Source organism: Streptomyces sp. NPDC079167 (genome assembly GCF_040686735.1).
In the GTDB taxonomy this organism is placed as follows: Bacteria; Actinomycetota; Actinomycetes; order Streptomycetales; family Streptomycetaceae; genus Streptomyces.
The window spans coordinates 386,578-404,670 of sequence record NZ_JBFBLO010000005.1; the positions used below are offsets into that span (position 1 = coordinate 386,578).

20 protein-coding genes and 1 pseudogene are annotated in these 18,093 nt (G+C 69.0%); 9 read left to right on the forward strand and 12 right to left on the reverse strand.

The genetic code is table 11. From position 1 onward, the window contains the following. Positions 1-31: 31 nt before the first annotated feature. Positions 32-1,423 (reverse strand): amidase, encoded by a 1,392-nt coding sequence (locus tag AB0P41_RS13755; protein WP_356706816.1) that lies wholly within the window; start codon positions 1,421-1,423, stop codon positions 32-34. Next, positions 1,410-1,616, reverse strand: a complete 207-nt coding sequence (locus AB0P41_RS13760; protein WP_365931998.1) for a hypothetical protein — start codon at positions 1,614-1,616, stop codon at positions 1,410-1,412. The genes AB0P41_RS13755 and AB0P41_RS13760 overlap by 14 nt, the downstream gene beginning before the upstream one ends. 151 nt (positions 1,617-1,767) lie before the next feature. Here AB0P41_RS13760 and AB0P41_RS13765 point away from each other — a divergent pair, with 151 nt between their 5' ends. Further along, the gene (locus tag AB0P41_RS13765; protein WP_365932000.1) at positions 1,768-2,703 is read left to right on the forward strand and encodes an MBL fold metallo-hydrolase; all 936 of its coding nucleotides are present in this window, start codon (positions 1,768-1,770) and stop codon (positions 2,701-2,703) included. A gap of 56 nt (positions 2,704-2,759) precedes the next feature. On the opposite strand, the gene AB0P41_RS13770 is transcribed toward AB0P41_RS13765, so the two are convergent. After that, on the reverse strand, positions 2,760-3,296 hold the full coding sequence (locus AB0P41_RS13770; RefSeq protein ID WP_365932001.1) for a hypothetical protein: 537 nt from the start codon (positions 3,294-3,296) through the stop codon (positions 2,760-2,762). Between the two features lie 269 nt (positions 3,297-3,565). On the opposite strand from AB0P41_RS13770, the gene AB0P41_RS13775 reads away from it, so the two are divergent. Continuing rightward, a complete protein-coding gene (locus AB0P41_RS13775; protein WP_365932003.1) occupies positions 3,566-4,249 on the forward strand; it encodes a hypothetical protein in 684 nt (227 codons plus the stop codon). A 544-nt stretch (positions 4,250-4,793) separates the two neighbouring features. Here AB0P41_RS13775 and AB0P41_RS13780 read toward each other — a convergent pair. The 3 genes from AB0P41_RS13780 to AB0P41_RS13790 form a co-directional block, all read right to left on the reverse strand. After that, complete coding sequence (locus AB0P41_RS13780; RefSeq protein ID WP_356706804.1) at positions 4,794-5,192, reverse strand: VOC family protein; 399 nt, start codon at positions 5,190-5,192, stop codon at positions 4,794-4,796. After that, the gene (locus tag AB0P41_RS13785) at positions 5,189-5,689 is read right to left on the reverse strand and encodes a cupin domain-containing protein (protein WP_365932005.1); all 501 of its coding nucleotides are present in this window, start codon (positions 5,687-5,689) and stop codon (positions 5,189-5,191) included. Before AB0P41_RS13785 ends, AB0P41_RS13780 begins: the two co-directional genes overlap by 4 nt. A 99-nt stretch (positions 5,690-5,788) precedes the next feature. Then, a complete protein-coding gene (locus AB0P41_RS13790) occupies positions 5,789-6,295 on the reverse strand; it encodes a nuclear transport factor 2 family protein (RefSeq protein ID WP_365932007.1) in 507 nt (168 codons plus the stop codon). Positions 6,296-6,421: 126 nt separating this feature from the next. On the opposite strand from AB0P41_RS13790, the gene AB0P41_RS13795 reads away from it, so the two are divergent. Next, positions 6,422-7,327: a LysR family transcriptional regulator gene (locus AB0P41_RS13795; RefSeq protein ID WP_365932010.1), complete on the forward strand. Its 906-nt coding sequence runs from the start codon at positions 6,422-6,424 to the stop codon at positions 7,325-7,327. Between the two features lie 348 nt (positions 7,328-7,675). After that, positions 7,676-8,176: a recombinase family protein gene (locus AB0P41_RS13800; RefSeq protein WP_365932012.1), complete on the forward strand. Its 501-nt coding sequence runs from the start codon at positions 7,676-7,678 to the stop codon at positions 8,174-8,176. A 189-nt stretch (positions 8,177-8,365) separates the two neighbouring features. Here AB0P41_RS13800 and AB0P41_RS13805 read toward each other — a convergent pair whose 3' ends face one another. Both AB0P41_RS13805 and AB0P41_RS13810 read right to left on the reverse strand, forming a co-directional pair. Further along, positions 8,366-8,584, reverse strand: coding sequence for a hypothetical protein (locus tag AB0P41_RS13805; RefSeq protein ID WP_365932014.1), 219 nt, complete (start codon positions 8,582-8,584; stop codon positions 8,366-8,368). A 181-nt stretch (positions 8,585-8,765) separates the two neighbouring features. Next, positions 8,766-9,341, reverse strand: a complete 576-nt coding sequence (locus AB0P41_RS13810) for a TetR family transcriptional regulator (protein WP_365932016.1) — start codon at positions 9,339-9,341, stop codon at positions 8,766-8,768. Positions 9,342-9,434: 93 nt separating this feature from the next. On the opposite strand from AB0P41_RS13810, the gene AB0P41_RS13815 reads away from it, so the two are divergent. Continuing rightward, positions 9,435-10,358 carry an oxidoreductase gene (locus tag AB0P41_RS13815; RefSeq protein ID WP_365932018.1) on the forward strand — a complete coding sequence of 308 codons (924 nt, stop codon included), beginning with the start codon at positions 9,435-9,437 and terminating at the stop codon, positions 10,356-10,358. Positions 10,359-10,709: 351 nt separating this feature from the next. On the opposite strand, the gene AB0P41_RS13820 is transcribed toward AB0P41_RS13815, so the two are convergent. After that, complete coding sequence (locus tag AB0P41_RS13820; protein ID WP_365932019.1) at positions 10,710-11,189, reverse strand: LysR substrate-binding domain-containing protein; 480 nt, start codon at positions 11,187-11,189, stop codon at positions 10,710-10,712. Between the two features lie 242 nt (positions 11,190-11,431). Between AB0P41_RS13820 and AB0P41_RS13825 the strand changes: the two genes are divergently transcribed. Next, positions 11,432-12,190, forward strand: a complete 759-nt coding sequence (locus tag AB0P41_RS13825) for a transposase family protein (RefSeq protein WP_365932021.1) — start codon at positions 11,432-11,434, stop codon at positions 12,188-12,190. 124 nt (positions 12,191-12,314) lie between these two features. Here AB0P41_RS13825 and AB0P41_RS13830 read toward each other — a convergent pair. Beyond that, positions 12,315-13,081: pseudogene (locus tag AB0P41_RS13830) on the reverse strand (transposase). A 185-nt stretch (positions 13,082-13,266) separates the two neighbouring features. On the opposite strand from AB0P41_RS13830, the gene AB0P41_RS13835 reads away from it, so the two are divergent. Next, a complete protein-coding gene (locus AB0P41_RS13835) occupies positions 13,267-14,103 on the forward strand; it encodes an alpha/beta hydrolase (protein WP_365932024.1) in 837 nt (278 codons plus the stop codon). Between the two features lie 117 nt (positions 14,104-14,220). Here AB0P41_RS13835 and AB0P41_RS13840 read toward each other — a convergent pair whose 3' ends face one another. Together AB0P41_RS13840 and AB0P41_RS13845 are read right to left on the reverse strand one after the other, a co-directional pair. Next, positions 14,221-14,961, reverse strand: coding sequence for a DUF899 family protein (locus tag AB0P41_RS13840; protein ID WP_365932025.1), 741 nt, complete (start codon positions 14,959-14,961; stop codon positions 14,221-14,223). Positions 14,962-15,217: 256 nt separating this feature from the next. After that, the gene (locus tag AB0P41_RS13845; RefSeq protein ID WP_365932136.1) at positions 15,218-15,658 is read right to left on the reverse strand and encodes a hypothetical protein; all 441 of its coding nucleotides are present in this window, start codon (positions 15,656-15,658) and stop codon (positions 15,218-15,220) included. A 255-nt stretch (positions 15,659-15,913) separates the two neighbouring features. On the opposite strand from AB0P41_RS13845, the gene AB0P41_RS13850 reads away from it, so the two are divergent. Together AB0P41_RS13850 and AB0P41_RS13855 are read left to right on the forward strand one after the other, a co-directional pair. Then, positions 15,914-17,413 (forward strand): PepSY domain-containing protein, encoded by a 1,500-nt coding sequence (locus AB0P41_RS13850; protein WP_365932027.1) that lies wholly within the window; start codon positions 15,914-15,916, stop codon positions 17,411-17,413. After that, on the forward strand, positions 17,410-18,084 hold the full coding sequence (locus AB0P41_RS13855) for a DUF5134 domain-containing protein (RefSeq protein WP_365932029.1): 675 nt from the start codon (positions 17,410-17,412) through the stop codon (positions 18,082-18,084). Before AB0P41_RS13850 ends, AB0P41_RS13855 begins: the two co-directional genes overlap by 4 nt. Positions 18,085-18,093: the final 9 nt, after the last annotated feature.

The following is an 18,093-nucleotide window of genomic DNA, read 5'->3' on the forward strand; positions in this document are numbered from 1 at the left end:
CCGCACGAGTCGTCGGCGGCTTCCGTCGTTCTCAGGCCGCCACCGGGGCGATGCGCCCCACGTCGGCCACCGCGTCCTCGTACACCCGCCCGACGCGCAGCACCGTCGCGTCCCGGAAGGGACGCGCCATCAGCTGCATACCGATCGGCAGTCCGGCGTGGTCGTGCCCGACCGGAAGGGTGAGGGCCGGAACGCCGGTGATGTTGGCCGGGGCGGAGAGGCGGACATAGCTGTCGGACACCGCTTCCACGGACCCGTCGGCCCATTCGACCGTGTCCTGGCCGGACTTCGCGGCCGTCATCGGCACTGTCGGGGCGGCGAGGACGTCGATCCCGTCGAACATCCGGGCCCAGCCGTCGCGCATCATGGTGCGGGCCCGCTGGGCACGAAGGTAGTCGCCGGCCGATGTGAGTTCGCCCGCCTCGAGCAGGATGCGTACGTCCGGGCTGTACAGGTCGGGGACGGCACGCAACGACTGCTCGTGGTAGGCCGTGGCCTCGGGAACCATCAGCCCCCACTGGACGGCCTGGATGTACCGCGCCATCGGGATCTCCACGTCGACGAGCTCCGCGCCGAGCTCCGCCAGCCGCTCGATCGCCCGGCGCACCGCCTCCTCGACCTCGGGCGAGACCCTGTCGAAGTAGTGGTTGCGGGGGACGCCGACCCGGAGCCCCTTCAGATCCCCGCCGCCGGTCAGGTCCACCGTGGGACCGGACACACTCGCCGGGTCACGGGGGTCGTACCCGGCTGTCGCGGCCAGCACCAGGCCCGCGTCCCGAGCGCTGCGGGTGAGGGGGCCGACATGGTCCAGGGACCAGGACAGCGAGGTCACACCGGAACGGGATACGAGGCCGTAGGTCGGCTTGAGGCCCACCACGCCGTTGAGTGCGGCGGGGACCCGGATGGAGCCCCCCGTATCGGTGCCGAGGGCGAACGTCGCCCCGCCCGCGGCGACCGCCACCGCCGAGCCGCCGCTCGACCCTCCGGCGACGCGGCTCCGGTCCCAGGCGTTGCTGGTCTGGGGAGTGGTCAGGCCGTAGGCGAACTCATGGGTGTGCGTCTTGCCCAGGAGAACGGCCCCGGCGGCCTTCAGCCGGGCGGCCACCGCGCTGTCGTGGTCCGCGACGTGCCCGGCCCGGACGTCCGAGCTCGCCGTGGTGGGCAGACCGGCGGTGTCGATCAGGTCCTTGATCCCCATGGGGATCCCGTGCAGCGGGCCGCGCGGGCCGGTGTCGGAGACCTCCCGCTCGGCACGGGCCGCCGCGGCCAGAGCTGCGTCCGCCGCGACGGTGACGTAGGCGCGGAGGTGCCCGTCGACCGCGCCGATGCGGGCCAGTACGGATTCTGTGAGCTCGACCGGGGAGAGTTCCCGTGCGCGTACCGCGCGGGCCGCCTCGGTGAGGGACAGCTCAAAGGGCTGCATCGGCGGTCTCCTGTCCGGCCCTGTACGCGATCGCGGGGGGCGTGTCGGCGAAGTCGAGTTCCCGCAGCGTGGTGATGACGGAGTGTATGTGGTTGGCGGTCGCCGCCACCCCTTCGTGACGGTCGCCCCGGAGGTCGAGGCCCGCCCGCAGCGCGCCTCGAGCTGCTTCCTGGGGAGTGAGTTCGCTGGTCATGAGGGTCCTTCCAGCTCTGTGCGATGAGTCGGGCCGGGAACTGTCCACGACCGGAACACCTAAAAGCGAATCGTTTGCCTTAGGTGAAGGTAGGGCCTACGGTGCCTTAAAGCAAACTAGTTGCTTTTAGTTGACGTAAAGGAAGATCACCATGCCCGCGATCTCTCAGCCCAGTGCCCCCGCCGCCGTACGGGCCCTCTCGTGGTCCGTGGGCGGCCACACCGTGCGACGTATCGACGAAACAGCCCTTCCCGCCGCGACCGGCCCATGGCTGCTGCCCGGGGCGACCACGGATGTCGTCACCCGGACCCCTTGGCTGCGCCCCGACTTCGCCGACGAGGCCGGAGTCCTCCGGCTGGCAAGCCACAGTTTCGCGGTCGAGGCGGACGGGCTGCGGATACTGGTCGACACCGGCATCGGAAACGGAAAGCAGCGCGCCAACCCCGCCTGGCACAACCTGAACAGCGACTACGTCGCGCGTCTGACAGCGGCGGGCATCGCACCGGAGACCGTGGACCTCGTCGTCCTGACCCACATCCACACCGATCACGTGGGCTGGAACACCCGCTTGGAGGGTGAGAGTTGGGTGCCCACCTTCCCCAACGCGCGCTATCTCACCTCGCGGACCGAATGGGACTACTGGGCCGGTGTCGAGATGGAGGCGGCACGGCGACAGATGTTCCAGGACTCGGTGCACCCCGTCCGGGACGCGGGCCTCTTCGACCTCGTCGACGTCGCGGACGACGGTACGGGCATCGCGCCGGGCGTCCGCCTGCTTCCCGCCCCCGGCCACACCCCGGGCCAGGTGACGGTGGAGCTGAGCAGCCAGGGTGAGCGCGCGCTCATCAGCGGCGACAGCATCCACCACCCGGTCCAGATGGGGCATCCGGACCTCTGCAGCTGCGTGGACATCGCACCGGAAATCGCCGCCAGGACCCGGCGCCGGATGCTCGACTCGCTGGCCGGCACCTCCACCCTGCTGCTCGGCAGCCACTTCCCGCCTCCGACCGCCGGTCGCGTGCGGCGCGAAGGCGATGCGTACCGGCTGGCACCGACCGCGCCCGAGGGCGCCACGGTCCGCGGATGAACGGAGGACCGGTGTCGCGTCTGCCGGAAGGCGCGGGCTGCGGGATCCCGACGGCGTCAGTCCTGCGTCCGCGGTCTCGGACCTTCGGCATAGGGGCGCAGCGCGGCGATCACATCGGACGCGTCGATGGACTGCGGCATCGTCAACGGGGGCGGTTTCCCCTCGGGGTACCGGATCGAGGGAGGGCAGCCGCCGCTCCCGTCGACATGGAAGCTCGTGACCAGCTCCGAGGTCTTGGCCTCGTACAACCGGTAGAGGGCGTGGGACTGTTTCAGCGTCACCGAAGCGCCGCCCAGGTAACGGCACTCGTCCAAGGACACGCCGGTGTCCGTCCGGTACTCGCACAACACCAGCTCGGAGACCCGGCGGTCCTGGCGTGGTGCGACCTTCCAGTCGGCGGGCATGCGTGAGTCGACGAGCCCTGCGTCAGTCGTGACCAAGTGAGGGCCAGGGCCCTCGTAGGGCTGTGCTGTGCCGGTGAAGTCGGTGGGATACCTGCCTCGCTCGGAGGCGGACGACGTAGGGCAGGGGTCGTCGGGCAGATCCGGCGGGTCGGTTTCGAAGGCCCTGCCGTCCACCAGCAGAACGACCATGGTTGCTGCCGGAATGATGACCAGAGGAGCAAGGATCGCCGGCCGTATTCTGAACATCCGAGGCCTTTCTGCAGCTCACGCCGCCTGCGCGGAAAGCCGTGCCTCCCTGGGGGCTGCCCGGCCACCACGCCTCGCAATCGCTGCCCAGGTCTCGCGTTCTCCAGTCGTCGTCCCGCTGCCGGCGGGCTACCCGGCCGGCTCACGGGTACGGGCCCCTGTGTCGTACGGCGGTGACCGCCTACGGTGAGGCCGGGAAGGGGGGCGGACGAGTGGCTGTACGGGCGCGCTACGGGGCCGGGGTGGTGGCCTTGGCGGGGGCCGCTGTTCTGATCGGTCTGCTGGGACGGCCCTCTGCCGACGACGGCGATACCGGCGGATCCGCCGCGACCCCGGCCTTCTCGGTCGCACCTGGGTCCTCCGGGCGGCCGGTCACCCCGACGACCCCGGTGCCGGAAAGCACGGCGGAGACCCGTCTCAGCCTCTTCTCGTTCGGTGGCCTGTGCCAGGAGAAGGGGAGCCGGCCGGTGCCCCGAGCGGCCCACGTATCGGCGTCCGGACCCCACGCTGTGGTCGTCCATGTCAACGGGCTGCTGCACCAGTTCGAGGGCAGCGGCGGCTACGACCGCACGGACCCGTTCGCACCGCTGCCCGAACAGGTGCAGCTCGTCGCCTGTGTCCGGTACGAAGGGCTGGGCAAGCTCCTGAAGGTGTGCCGGTACGAGGCGCCCGTCGAAGCGGGCCGGAAGATCTCTCATTACGAGGGGAGGTACGGGATACGGGTCCTGGAGGCTCGTACCGGCCGTCTGCTGGGAACCCACCGTATGGCGGGCCGCACCTCCGCCACCTGCACACCGTTCGTCGAAGGCGGCGCGGACACCGAGGAGTTCCAGCCTCCCGGCGACGCCGCGTTCCGGAGAGTTCTCGGTCCGTACGCACGTGGCGAGAAGCCGTGAACGGGGCGTCGCCGGGCCTGTCGCGAAGACGGCGCGCGGCGAGGACCGGGAGGGGCCGGACGGGCGCCTGAGGACGCCCGTCCGGGCGTGTCAGAGCTGACGGAAGTAGACGGCGAGGGGGAGAGACGTGCAGCCGAGTGCCTCGTAGAGGTATTGCCGAGATACGGGTCAAGGGGCAATGCGACGATCGAGCCGGAGAACCTGGCCCACATCTCGCCGTACCTGAGCGAACACACATCAGCCGGTTCGGCGAGTACAGCACGCGCGAGCTCGGCATCCAGCCCGAGGCGTACCACCCGAAGCTGGACGTGAACTTCACCCCGCTGCGCGAGCAGGACCGCGGCCGGACTCGGCACGGTTGCCTGAGTCGACTGCCGCTAGAGGTCAGCATCATGGAGGCCGAGGACAGCACACGCGCCGAGTTGCAGTCCAGCCAAAGTGAGCCCAAAAGCCGCCACGGGATGATCTTGGTTCGCTGAGCGGAGCACCAGCACCGTCGCCTCGATCCGGCTCTGACTTCAGTTCATGACCCGCCCGACGCTGCTCAGGCCCAGGTGCGGGAGCACAGCACCAGGCGGTAGCCGTCCGGGTCGGCGATCGACACACCGTGCTCGTCCCAGTATGGGTTGTGTGCCGGAACGCGGGTGCCGCCGGCCGCGACCAGGCGGTCGATCAGGGACTCGTCCGCCGGCTTGCCGAGGTAGACGACGAACAGGTCATTCACCGTCGGGGTCGGCTCCAGCGGCCGCTCCGGGGCGTGCGTCAGCTCGAAATGCCAGGCGGCGCCGGGCGGGCCGACCATCAGCAAGTCGTGCTCGCCCGGAACACGCTCGGTCGTGCGCCACAGGACGGCCAGGCCGAGGCCGTCCACGTAGAAACGTTCGGCGGCGGCGAGGCCCCGCGAGGGCCGGGCGACCCGGACTGGGGCGGTGGAGTCGATCACGCCGAGACCTCCAGGGCAGCCCGCCAGACGGGGCTGTCGACGTAGTGATTGTCGAACCGCTCCGCGGAGGCGGCGATCTCCTTCGCGTCGGCCTCGCCACGCATCACCCGGCCGAGCAGGCGCAGGTAGTCGAACCGCCCCATGCCCGGCGTGAACACGAACAGCACGTCCGCTTCACAGCCGGGCGCCGCGGCGAAGGCGTGCGGAGTGTGGGGCGGCACGGCCAGGAAGTCCCCCGCCTCCAGGACGGTGACCTCCTCACCCACCAGTACCTGGAGGGACCCGCTGATCACGAAGAATAGCTCTGTCGCCTTGGTGTGGAAGTGGGCGGGTGCCCCCACGGCCCCCTTGGCGAACGTGGACCGATAGCTGGTGAAGCCGTCAGCAGTGCCGTCCGAGTCGGCGAGCAGCGTCATTACACTGCTGGGATCGGCACAGGTCTCGGCCTCGGCGTGACGGGTCAGTACCGGCCGTCCGCCGGTCACTGCGATCTTCATGTCGTGCCTTCCAGGGGATCGGGGAATTGTGCAGGGAGTCGAGAGGGTAATGAGCTCTCCGGATCAGGGAGGCCCTGGTGCGGTTCTGCAGGGCGGGCGTCAACCGAAGATCACGGTGGGTTCGCCGGTGTACCAAGTGTTGTCGATGCGAAGCCGACGGATGACCCAGCGGTCGCCGTCGCGGACCAGGTCGACGTCGTAGGGGTTCTTCAACAGCGCGTGTGTGACGGAGTCGGCGATGAGCAGGTGCTGGGCTTCCACCAGGGCAGTGAGCCGAGCGGTGTCGCCATCGATCGTGATCCGCGTGTTGGTGACCTGGTGTGTGGTGTCCACCCGACCGGTGAACATGGCCAGAATGGTGGTGACGATGGTGTCGCGCCCGGAAATCAGCGGCGGTCTGGCCCCCCACTTGGAGGCGGCCGGGCGGAAGTCCAGCTCGGCGTCGTCGGCGAAGGCCGAGGCGAACAGCTCCTTGTCCTTGAGGTCCTGGCCCAGGCCGAAGCGGTAGAGCGCGTCGGTGATCTCCGCCCGGTCCCTGAGTTCCGCGACGGCCGCGGCGGTCTCGTGAGCGGGGGTGGTCAAGGCGCGGTCGCGGGTGACGTACATGATGTTCTCCATTGCAGGTGAGTCGGCCTTTCAACGCCTCTGATCCTGCTGCGGTCCGGATAGGGCATCAATGCGCACCTGCGCAACGATCGTGAAGCCTCGATTAACGATGGGAAGGGTACGGGGATGCTGGAGCGGCACGAACTGGAGGCGTTCCTGACGCTCGCCGAGGAACTGCACTTCGGTCGCACCGCCGAGCGGCTGCACGTCTCCACGGCCCGGGTCAGCCAGACCATCGCCAAACTGGAGCGCCGCATCGGCGTCCCGCTGTTCAACCGCACCAGCCGCCGAGTGGAGCTTTCCCTGGTGGGACGACAGCTGTACGAAGAGACACGCCCCGCCTGGTCCCGGATCACCGACGCGTTCGAGCGGGCAGTGGACGCCGGGCGGGGGCTGACCGGGCTGTTGCGGGTCGCCTTCACCGGGCTGGCGGCGGGTCAGCTGCTGGTCGGGGCCACCCAGGCGTTCCGCACCCGGCACCCCGACTGCCAGGTCGAGATCAAAGAGGCACACCTGCCGGAAGTCCTGCCATGGCTGCGCAGCGGCGAGGTGGACATCGCACTGACCTGTCATCCGATGCACAAGGAGGGCATCGTCATGGGGCCGGTCTTGGTACGGGAGGCACGCATGCTAGCCGTGCCCACAGGGCATCCGTTCGCCCGCCGCGCAAGCGTCTCCGTCGAAGATCTGGCTCGCGTGACCGTGCTGCAGATGCCCGAGGCGCTGCCGGAATCCCTGCGCGAGGACCGCGCGCCGCGCCGAACCCCCACGGGGAGACCGATCGCACTCGGTCCGTCGGCCATGACGTTCAACGAGACGCTGACGCTCGTGGGAGCCGGGGAGGGGGTCTTCGCCGTCGGTGCCCACACAAGGCGCTACTTGCCCCGCCCCGATGTCGTCTATGTCCCCTTCGAGGACGCCGCGCCAGTGGACTGGGGCCTGGTATGGCCCGCCGACGGTGCGACAGCCCGCGTTCGCGCCTTCAGCGAGGCAGCGCTCAACCTGGTGCAGGCACCTGCACCAAACCCTTGACCGTCATCGACGGCCCGGATGCCATCCGGGCAGGTCGCGCGAGCACCGGATCGACCACCTGCAGCCCGAACGCTCTCGGCGAAGCCGACCAGGCTTCGTGCTCGCAGAGGCCACAGGCCCCCGCCGGACCATGTCCGGTTTGCCCCTGATCCTCGTTCTCACAACCCCTCACAAAACAGCTTTCGCACAACGACCCTCGCGATAGCTTCTGCAACATGTCAGAGCCCGCCGAACTGGCCGCCGTCGTCGCACAGTTCGACTGCCCCACCTGTGAAGCGCCCGCCGGAAGCACCTGCCGCACCCGCGGCGGCAAGGTCGCCCCGAAGTACCACACCCCGCGCCTCATGCTTGTCCCCCAACTCCGCGCCGACCTGGAAGGCCGCGACCAAGCCCACCAGGGTCGGGTACGTACGTTGCAGTACCGCCCAGCACGAGCTCCAGAGCCAGCTCGACGCGCTTCAAGAAGCGGACTGCGATCCGGTTTTCTCCGAGAAGATCAGCACCCGCGTCAAGGTGAGGCCGGAGTTCGTCGAAGCGATGGACTTGGCCCGCACCATCAAGAAGGCCGTCCCGCACCAGCGGGTGATCTTCACGGTGCACGAGATGAAGCGGCTCGGGAGCGGCGCCACCGAGTTGCTGGCCATCGCCGAGGACCTGCGCCATCACGACATTCAGCTCGAACTCCTCACCGGCCCCCTTCAGGGGGTGTATGATCCCTCCGGCCGCGGCGCCGCCCTCTTCGCTTTCTTCGCCGGGATGGCGAAGTCCGAGCGCGAGTACATCCGGGAGAAATCCCTGGAGGGCCAGGCGTCCGCCCGCGAGCGCAGCCGTCGCGGCGGACGTCCCTAGGTCGTCGGCGACGACATGGCCGACTACGCCCGCGGCCTGCGGGCCGACGGCGTACCCGTACCGCAGATCGCCCAGAAGCTCATCATCACCTCGGGGAAGAACAAGGGCCAGCGCCCCTCGGGCCACCGTCTACCGCATCCTTGCCAAGAACGACGAGGTCGGCAGTACGCCCTGAACCCTGGGTGCCCTTCAGAGCTTCAAGAGGGAGCGGGCCCGCTCGATCAGCTGGCGGCCGCGGTCGGTCTCCTCCTGCTCGGTCCGGATGGTCTCCGCGTCGCCGGACGGGGGCCGCAGGGTGAGCAGACCGCGGCGGCTCGTCTCCTCGATCTCGGCCTTCTCCAGGAAGGCGACGAACGTCTTGGCGCTCTCCAGCCGGTCGACGTCCTGAGCCGCCTGCTTGGCGATCATGTGCAGGTCGACGGTGAGCGTTTACACGCGCCGGCCCCAGGAGGCCTCCTCGCCGGGCGGGCAGGGGCCGGCGGCCTGGGCGGCGGCGATCACGAGGCTGTAGTCCACGCCTCCGTCATCGCGCGCGGCGCTGACATCGTGACCGGGATCGGCGGGACGGCTAGGGCGTGGGGCGGTGCGGTCAGTGATCGGCGGGCTGGTCCGGGGTGACGAGGCGGCGTACGGCGTCAGTGATCGTTGTGCGCTGCTGTGCGGGGGGAACCAGGGAGTTGACGTCCTCGGTGTGGTGCTGCCACATGTTCGCGAGAGTCAGAACAAGCACCAGGATCTCCGCGGCCGGCTTGTCCCGGCGGACGCTGCCGCGTTGCTGGGCGGCCTCGATGGCGGTGATCTTGTCCTGCATCGAGCGGGCCACGATGTCGGGGGCAGGCCGTTCGGTGCTCTGCAGGGCGTACCAGGTGAGGAAACGCATGACCTGGGGGTGCTGCTGCCCGGCGTCGTGCAGGCGGCCGGCGTATGCGGGCAGGTCGTCCGCGTCGATGGGGACCGCGTTCACGGTCTGCTCGGCGATCGCCTCGTAGACGGCCTCGAACAGCCCTTCCTTGCCGACGGCGAAGGAGTACACCAGGCCAGGGCTGATGCCCGCGCGTCTGGCGAGCCGGTCCACGCGGGCTCCGGCCGCACCGAACTCGGCGAACTCGGCCAGGGCGGCTTCCATCAGCTGCTGCCGCTTTCGGTCGGGGTCACGTGTTGCCATGCCCCCAGCCTTCCGTAATGAACATTCATTTGACAAGTTCGGGCGGGCCTCTCCAGAATGAAATGAATGAACATTCATTTAAGGAGTGACGTGGTGGATTCGCACTGGACCCCGGTCGGCGTCCCCGGTCTCGTGGGCCGAACCGCACTGATCACCGGCGCCAACAGTGGCATCGGCTACCGCACCGCCCAGTTGCTGGCGGAGCACGGTGCCCGCGTCCTGCTCGCGGGGCGGCGCCCCGACTCCCTGGCAGAGGCCGTCCGCCGCGTGCGAGCGGATGTGCCCGGTGCCCGCCTGGAGACAGTGGAACTCGACCTCGGCAGCCTCGACGCGATCCGCGAGGCGGCCGCCCCGATCGCCGCAGGCGAGACCCTCGACCTCCTCGTCAACAACGCCGGTGTGATGGACGTCCCGGAACGACGGCTGACCCGCGACGGACTGGAACTCACGGTGGGCACCAACCACCTCGGCCACTTCGCGCTGACCGCGCACCTGATGCCCGCCCTGCGGCGCTCCGCAGCCGCCCGGGTCGTCACGGTCAGCGCCATCGCCGCCGCCTGGCGCTCCGGTGATCTCGCGGATCTGATGAGCGAGCGCGGCTACCGCCCGATGAGCGCGTACGCGAAGTCCAAGCGCGCCAACGTCGTCTTCACCCAGGAACTCGCCCGCCGCCTTGCCGGCAGTGCGCACCGCGCTGTGGCCGTCCATCCAGGCTCCGCCGTCACCAACCTGCAGCGTCACACCTCCACCAGCCGGACGGGGCGCCTGCTCCTGGCCCTCGCCTCCCGCACGCTGATGGGCTCCCCTGACGGCGCGGCCTGGCCGTCCCTTTACGCGGCGACCCACCCCGAGGTCGTCAACGGTGCCTACCTCGGCCCGGCCGGACGCGACCAGACCTCCGGCACGCCCAAGCCGGTCCGGCTGCCCGCCGGGGCCGACGACCCCGAGCTGGGGGACTGGCTGTGGCGCGAGAGCGAGCGGCTGACCGGCGTCACCTTCCCGGCCCCGCAGACCTGACCGTGCGCTCGGCCTGCTCGGGCGGGCAGCCGGGGTTGTCCTCCTTCTCCGGCCGGCAGTCGGTGCGCATCTGCTTGTCCGCCTTCCCGGAACGAGGGACCCGAGACGCGCAGGACCTGGGAGTTCCGTCTGGACCGGCCGTGGAGGCAGATCTTCCGCCGGCCGGCATGCAGACGGCTCGCATCGCCATCGCACGCCTCACCCGCGCCGGTCGGCGAACGGAGGTCAGCTCGCGACGCAGGGCGTGATTCACCCTCCCTTGCCGCTGGGCTTCTGCCCGGTGCCGGATTCCGAAGGACCTCAAGGGGCGCCATGACGCGTGAGTTGGGAGCACCGGCCCGAGGCGGGAGTTCAGTCCGCGAACGAGGCCACGTACGACGCCACGCACGGCTCCGGCGTGGCCAGTGAGGTGACAACGTGGCCATCGACGGTCACCGGCGGGTCGAGCGGCATGTGGAGCAGCCGCTCGGAGCGGGACACGTCGAGCTGCTCGGCCGGCATCAGCGTCCAGCCCTCGGTGTCCCGGCCCACCTCGAACAGCACGTTGAGCATGTCCCCGGCAGGAGGCCGCGGCGGGGCCATGGGCAGAGCGGCGATGATCGCGTCATACATCGGCGGGTCACTGTCCCTGGCGGGAAGCCGCAGACCGTACGGGGCGAAATCGTGCAGGCGGACGACGGGCTTCCGGGCGGCGGGGTGTTCGCGCGCGAACACCGCGTGCAGCGGCTCGGACCAGGCGCGCACCACTGTCACCGCCGCGGAGGTGAGCGCGCCCCGCACCAGCGCCAGGTCCAGCTCTCCGTCGCGGACGGCGTCGAGTCGAGCGGCCAACGGCTAACGAGCTCGTGCACGGTTAGCGGTGCGACGTCGAGCTCTGGGTCGTGGATCATGGTCGTGTGGTGGGGAACGTGACGCGCGCAGCGATCACCAGCGACCGGAGGATCACGGGCCTGTCGGCCGCTGTGATCGCTGAACTCGTTGCCGAAGTTGGTCCGTTGTGGCATCAACGGCACCAGGCCAGACTTGCGTCCCGGCCGCGGAAGCGGGCTGTGGGCGCCGGTGCGAAGCACCGCATGGTTTTTGTCGACCGGCTCCTGGCCACGCTCGTGCACCTTCGCCACGGGGTTACGCATGACGTGCTGGCCTGCTGGTTCGGCGTGGACCGCTCGACTGTCACCCGGGCAATCAGCGAGGTACGGCCCCTGCTCGCCGAGCGTGGGTGCACCATCAGCCCCGACGTGCGGCTGCGAAGCCTGGCCGAGGTCGTCGACCATCTCGGTGCGACCGGGAAGACCGGCATCATCGACGGCACCGAGATCCGGGTCCGCCGCCCGGCCGTCGGCCGCAAGGACCGGGACAAGTTCATCTCCGGCAAGAACAAGCAGAACGCCGTAAAGGCCATGGTCTTCACGGACGGGGACGGACGGCTGCTGTTCTGCAGCCCGACCAGACCCGGAAGCTGCGCGGACATCACCCACGCCCGAGAGTTAGGGCTGGTCAAGCTCCTGGCCGACGGTCCGGCGGTCGAGATCCTCGCCGACGCCGGCTACCAGGGGCTCGGAGCACAGACCGGCGGACGCGTCGTGACACCCCCGCACCGCAAGTGCAAGAAGGATGCCCCTGACTGGTACGAGGAGATGCACGAGCGCCAGCGCAAGGCCCACTCCTCACGCCGCATCCGGGTCGAGCACGGCATCGCCCATCTGAAGAACTGGCGGGCACTGGCCCGCCACCTCGGCCGCCGTGAACACATGGACACCACCGTCCAAGCCGTCGCCGGTCTGCTGTCCCAGCAGCAGACCGCAGACCGGATCCCGGCTTGGCAGACATGAGCACCAAGGCACCCACCGGTGCCTTCGACGTCCCACCGCTAACCGTGCACGAGCTCGTAAGGGCTGTCCCGTTATTTCTCTCTGAGGGACGGGATCGTGGGAGGCGATCAACCCGGCCGCTTATCTAGCTGGCGAGGTTGAGGTTGTGCAGCCGGGCGATACCGAGCATGGCGTGGTGGACACCATCGCCTTTGAGTCGGCAGTCACGGAGGATCTTCCAGTTCTTCATGCGGGCGAAGACGTGCTCGACCCGGGCTCGGACCTGCTTGTGGGATTTGTTGTGGTCCTCCTTCCAGTCGGGCAGCTCCTCGGCTTTGCGGCGCCGGTGAGGCATCACGAGTCCGGTGCCCGGATAGCCGCCGTCGGCGATGGTGATGGTCGTGCCAACGGCAGCCTTGGCTCCTGACTCCTCCCATGCCTTGCAGTCATTGCGGTTGCCGGGTACTGGGCGGCCCACCAAGACGACGTGGCGAGTGTCAGCGTCGATGACGACCTGGTGGTTGGTGGAGTACCGATAGTTCTCGGACCGCTCGGCGATGGTGTGGTCTCGGGTGGGCACGAGCGTCCCGTCCACGATCAGTACAGTGCCCCTGTCGAAAGACCTGCGCGGCCGGAGCGCGATCATCGGCCCGAGATGGTCGATGATCCGGTCTGCGGCGGACTTCGACCCACCGAAGAGCAGTGCGAGTTGCCGCATCGTCAAGTTTGTTCGCCATTAGCCGCGACCAGCAGCGTCCGATCCTCCAGAGGCAGGCTCCACGGTCGCCCTCTACCGACTGCGTTCGCACCCTTGCGCCGCAGAACCGTCACCAGCTTGCGGAAGGAACGCTGGCTCAGCCCGGTGAACGGGACTATCCAGGACGGCTGCGATGCCGTAATCACACCAGTCACAACTGGCTCATCCCACTGCCGCCCCATGCCCTCGATTCTGCGTGAGGGGGTTCGTCCTCTCCGAGATGCGAGGACTTCGGTGCCGAAAGCCTGGCGCACCGATGAGTTCCCTGCACTGCGGGGGTCCTATAGCAGCAACGCACGCCCACAGCATTACGGCCCCTACGTGAACCGGAGAGACAAACATGGCAACAGCGCGAGAGCAGTCGGCCGGAGCCGAGGCCCGAGTCACCTCCGCCGACGGCACCGAGATCGCATTCGAGCAGTCGGGCCACGGGCCGGCCGTCGTCCTGGTTGCCTCGGCACTGGCAGACCGCTCGGACACAGCCAAACTCGCGACTCTCCTCGCCCACCACTTCACTGTGATCAACTACGACCGGCGCGGACGCGGTGCCAGCGGGGACGCCGCTGCTTACGCTCCAGACCGCGAGATTGAAGACATCGCCGCGTTGGTCCAACACGTCGGCGGTTCGGCGTCGCTGTTTGGCTCGTCCTCCGGAGCGGTCCTCGCCCTACGCGCGGCCGCGGCCGGAGTCAACGTCGACCGCCTGGCTCTGTACGAGCCGCCGTTCGTGGTCGCCGAAGGCGACGACGGACCGCCTAAGGATCTCGCGCAGCAGATCACCGCGTTGCTTGCGGCAGGCCAGCACAGCGACGCGGTCAAGTACTTCATGACCAGGGTGCAGGGCATGCCCAGCATCGCCGTGTTCTTCATGAAGCTCATGCCGAAGATGTGGGCAAACCTCACCAAGTTGGCCAGCACTCTCCCCTATGACATCGCGGTCATGGGCGACACCCAGCAAGGCAAGCCGCTCGATGCCGAGGAGTGGAAAGGGGTGGCCCTACCAACCCGCGTGCTGACCGGTGGCAAGAGTCCAGCCGCATTCCAGCGCGCCGCCCTCGCCGCCACCGAGATTCTGCCGCAGGCCGACCATCGCACTCTGCCCGGACTCAACCATGGCGCCGTCGTCATGGCTCCGAAGAAGATCGCCCCGCAGATCATCGAGTTCATCAAGGGATGAGCTTGTCGTTCGAGCGGTTCGGCGGCGCTTGGCACCCCTTCTGGCACTCGAAGCGGAGCACGCCCCATCCCCAACTGACCGCCGAACCCCGAACGACCACGACTTGCGGGACAGCCTTTAGGTCAGCTCGTCGGAGCGGCCGGCTTCGATGCGGGACCACTGGGCGATGGGGCGCCCGTTCGTACGCCACTCCTCGGGGTTCTCGGTGGAGTACCAGGGCTGAGGCCAGCCGCGGGGGGAGTCCTCCCACGCCTCCTGGCGTCCGTAGACGGTCATGTCCAGCAGCCCGTGGGTGGGCGCCATGATCTCGACGCCGCGACCGCCGGTGTAGTACGTCTCGAACACCCGCTCGCCGTCGCGGACGTAGCAGACGAGGTGGTGACGCTGCCAGTCACGGCCCTCCAAGAGCTGCGGCGCCGTCTTCTCGACCGAGTACCACGGCATCTCCAGGCCCAGGAAGTCGCGGTAGCGGACGCTCTCTTGGTAGGGGCCTTTGCAGAGCGTGGCGTATGTGGCGTCGCGGGAGTGGATGTAGGACAGCTCCCGGACCTGGCTGTTGAAGAACGTGCAGCCCTCGCACTGCCCGGCGGCGGGCCGTCCGGGCCACCAGGCGTGGAAGTAGGCGATGAGCTGCTTGCGGCCTTCGAAGACGTCGAGGATCGTCATCGGCCCGTCGGGGCCGATCACCTCGATGCCGGCGTCGACTTCCACCATCGGCAGCCGCCGCCGCGCCGCCGCGATCGCGTCTCCTTCACGGGTGTGCGCCTTCTCCCGTGCTAGCAGAGCTTTCCGCGCCTCCTGGTACGCCTCTCTGTCCACCACAGGTGGGAGGGCCGGGCTCGGTGAATGATCGTTCACGCGTCTCCATCCGCTTCTGGGGAGGCTGCCAAGAGGTCACCCAGGACCACCATGCCCACCAGGCTGCACCGTGCTCCCGGGCGCCACGCAGTAGCCCTTCGGCGGCTCGCTCATTCGGTCCACCAGCCGGGCCCCGACGCATGCACGCGATCCACCGTGGCGGCGGGGCCGCAAGCGTGGACCTGACCAGGGCCGCAGAGCCCGGCGAACGGAAGGCCTTCAGGAGAGGCCGGCGCGTATGTGGTCCGTGAGGTTCTCAAGGATCTCGCGCAGCCAAGGGCTGCGGACGGCAGGCAGCCGGACCGGCGTCTGTCGGAAGATGTCCGCGTCGGCCCGGAACAGATGAAGGGGGCGCGGCGCGGGCGGGTCGTCGCGGAGTACCCCGTCGGGCATCACTCATGCCGTAGGTCTGCTGATTGGAGACGATCCGGTCGCCCTGGCCGAGGGCGAGCAGCGTGGACACCTCGGCGACCGAGGCCCCGTTCATCACAACGATCCGACTGAGGGCCTTGTCGAACGTCTGGTCGCGGCCGCAGTTCTCGACGGTGACGGGGTACGCGCCCTGCGCGGCGGGAGGTGCCTTGTCGGCAGAGCCGGTCGTCCTGCCTTCCGCGCCGGAGTCCGCCTCCGAACAGCCGGCGGCGGCGAGGCACAGGAGGGTGGCGAGGGCGATGGCTGCCGGCCTGGGTGTCGGCATGGGAATTCTCCTCGGTGATCAAGTGACACACCTTGAGGCGCTGTTGCAGAAGTCGGGGGCGGGGCGGAGAAGTTCTTGGCGATCGGACGTGCCATGCGGTGACAGCGATGGCCAGACCCGTCCGGGCACGCAGCGGCACCTAACAATTTTTGTGATTCACATCACATACTGTCGGCGGGAACTCACGTCACCCGCGCTCCGACTCCTGTACGTGCACCTCACCGTCCCCACCGGTCCACGCATGAGGAAGAGTCGATGACCGAGACCACGCCAGCCGCGCCACCACCGCTCCGGCAACGCAAGACCGAGGAGGCCGCCCCGCCCGAGGACTTCGCCACGCCCACGCCGAGAAACGGCGGTGGCACATGGAACGGGCTACGACCCCTCCTGCTGCGCCTGCACTTCTACGCGGGCGTCCTGATCGGCCCGTTCCTGCTCGTCGCCGCCGTGACAGGACTGCTCTACACGGCGACCCCGCAGATCGAGTCCGTCGTCTACCACCACGAACTGAAGGTCACTCCACGCGGCGAGCCGAAGCCGCTCACCGCCCAGGTGGACTCCGCCCGCGCGGCGATACCCGGTGGGCAGCTCGTCTCCGTTACCAAGGGCGCGGGGGATGACGACACGACCCGGGTCACCTTCGACGTCAAGGGACTGCCCGAGGGCTACACGCAGACCGCCTTCGTCGATCCGTACGACGCGAAGGTGCAAGGCACACTGCGCACCTTCGGTGAGTGGCTGCCCGTGCGGTCCTGGTTCGACAGCCTGCACCGCACGCTGCACCTCGGCGAATTCGGCCGCAACTACTCTGAGATCGCCGCGAGCTGGCTGTGGGTCGAGGTGCTGGGCGGGCTCGCCCTCTGGCTCGGGGCACCGCGCGGCCGGGAGCGGCTGCGCAAGTGGTTCGTGCCGCGCCGGGGCCCGAAGGGGCGCAAGCGCACGCTGTCCTGGCACGGGGCCGTGGGGTTGTGGGTGTCGGTCGGTTTCCTCGCGCTCTCGGCGACCGGGCTGACCTGGTCGGCGCACGCGGGCGTGAACATCGGCAAGATCCAGGACTCGCTGGGCGGTGCGTCGCCGTCCGTCTCCTCGGCCCTCGGCCGTGGAGCACAGGGTGGTGGATCGGCAGGGGCGGACTCAGATCAATTCTCTGCCGGCTCCTCCATCACGAAGGTCGATTTCGACGGAGCGGTCCGCATCGCCCGCTCCGAGGGGCTGCGCGGCAAGCTCGTCATCAGCCCGCCGGCAGACAACAAGAGTGCGTACATCGTCAAGGAGAACACGCGGCACTGGCCGGAGCAGCAGGACTCGGTCGCGATCGACCCGGCCACCGGCAAGGTCACGGACAAGGTGGTCTTCGACGACTTTCCCGTCCTCGCCAAGCTCACGCGTTGGGGCATCGACGCCCATATGGGGCTGCTCTTCGGTCTCGCCAACCAGATCGTCCTCGCGGTCATCGCCCTCGCGCTCATCGGAATGCTCTTCTGGGGCTACCGCATGTGGTGGCTGCGCAGGCCCACCCGAGGTGGGGGGACACGGCTCGGACGTCCGCCGGTGCGGGGGGCCTGGCGCCGAGTGCCGGGCAAGGTCATGGCACCGCTCGTCGTCGTGACCGCCGTACTCGCCTACTACCTGCCGCTGTTCGGACTGCCCTTGGCCTGTTTCCTGCTCGCGGACCTGGCAATCGCGCAAGCACGCCGACACCGGCGCTCGCGTACGGAAGCGCGAGCCGAGATGCCGAAGGAGATAGCTCTATGATCGCCGCTACCGGGCTGCGCTGGATTCTGACGCTGCTCTTCTGCGCACTCGCCGTCCACGCTCTGTGGCGCGTCTTCGCGCCCGGCTCCCATTCGTGGACCGCACGGCTCGCGCACGGTCTGCACGGGGTGATGGCCCTGGCCATGTTCGCGATGGCCTGGCCCTGGGGCATGGATCTGCCGGGCACTCCGCAGGTGGTCTTCTTCTCCGCCGCCGCGGTCTGGTTCGTGCTGGCCGCCCTCGCTCTGCCAAGTGGCCCCGAGCCTCGGCTGCGAGCCCTCGCGAGCACGCTGCCGCATGCCGTGATGACCGGCGCGATGGCGTGGATGGTCGTGGCGATGTCGTCGGGTATGTCTGCGGAAGGGGCGGGCGGAAGCCAGGCGCATGACATGCCGGGGATGGACATGTCGGCCCCCGGAGCACTCGCGACGATGACGCTCAGCACCGCCGGCGACCGGTGGGGCGCGGGACTGCTCGCACTCGTTCTGCTGGCCCTCGGGCTGTGGTGGCTCGCAAAGGGCTTCGACGCGGGCCGCCTGACTCCCCGCACTTCGGTCGGCGTGGCCACGGGCAGCGCGGCCAAGGGCGGCGCGCTGCACGCGGCATGGGACGTGGGCTGTCACGCGTTGATGTCGCTGGGCATGGCGGTGATGTTCGTCGTGATGGTGTGAGTCGTCGGG

Coding starts and splice junctions, on each gene's coding strand:
- AB0P41_RS13805 (WP_365932014.1), bottom strand. CDS start 8,584: ATGATCGCCAAGCAGGCGGCTCAGGACGTCGACCGGCTGGAGAGCGCC.
- AB0P41_RS13755 (WP_356706816.1), bottom strand. CDS start 1,423: ATGCAGCCCTTTGAGCTGTCCCTCACCGAGGCGGCCCGCGCGGTACGC.
- AB0P41_RS13795 (WP_365932010.1), top strand. CDS start 6,422: ATGCTGGAGCGGCACGAACTGGAGGCGTTCCTGACGCTCGCCGAGGAA.
- AB0P41_RS13770 (WP_365932001.1), bottom strand. CDS start 3,296: ATGGTCGTTCTGCTGGTGGACGGCAGGGCCTTCGAAACCGACCCGCCG.
- AB0P41_RS13765 (WP_365932000.1), top strand. CDS start 1,768: ATGCCCGCGATCTCTCAGCCCAGTGCCCCCGCCGCCGTACGGGCCCTC.
- AB0P41_RS13825 (WP_365932021.1), top strand. CDS start 11,432: ATGGTTTTTGTCGACCGGCTCCTGGCCACGCTCGTGCACCTTCGCCAC.
- AB0P41_RS13855 (WP_365932029.1), top strand. CDS start 17,410: ATGATCGCCGCTACCGGGCTGCGCTGGATTCTGACGCTGCTCTTCTGC.
- AB0P41_RS13785 (WP_365932005.1), bottom strand. CDS start 5,689: ATGAAGATCGCAGTGACCGGCGGACGGCCGGTACTGACCCGTCACGCC.
- AB0P41_RS13850 (WP_365932027.1), top strand. CDS start 15,914: ATGACCGAGACCACGCCAGCCGCGCCACCACCGCTCCGGCAACGCAAG.
- AB0P41_RS13810 (WP_365932016.1), bottom strand. CDS start 9,341: ATGGCAACACGTGACCCCGACCGAAAGCGGCAGCAGCTGATGGAAGCC.
- AB0P41_RS13845 (WP_365932136.1), bottom strand. CDS start 15,658: ATGCCGACACCCAGGCCGGCAGCCATCGCCCTCGCCACCCTCCTGTGC.
- AB0P41_RS13790 (WP_365932007.1), bottom strand. CDS start 6,295: ATGTACGTCACCCGCGACCGCGCCTTGACCACCCCCGCTCACGAGACC.
- AB0P41_RS13760 (WP_365931998.1), bottom strand. CDS start 1,616: ATGACCAGCGAACTCACTCCCCAGGAAGCAGCTCGAGGCGCGCTGCGG.
- AB0P41_RS13835 (WP_365932024.1), top strand. CDS start 13,267: ATGGCAACAGCGCGAGAGCAGTCGGCCGGAGCCGAGGCCCGAGTCACC.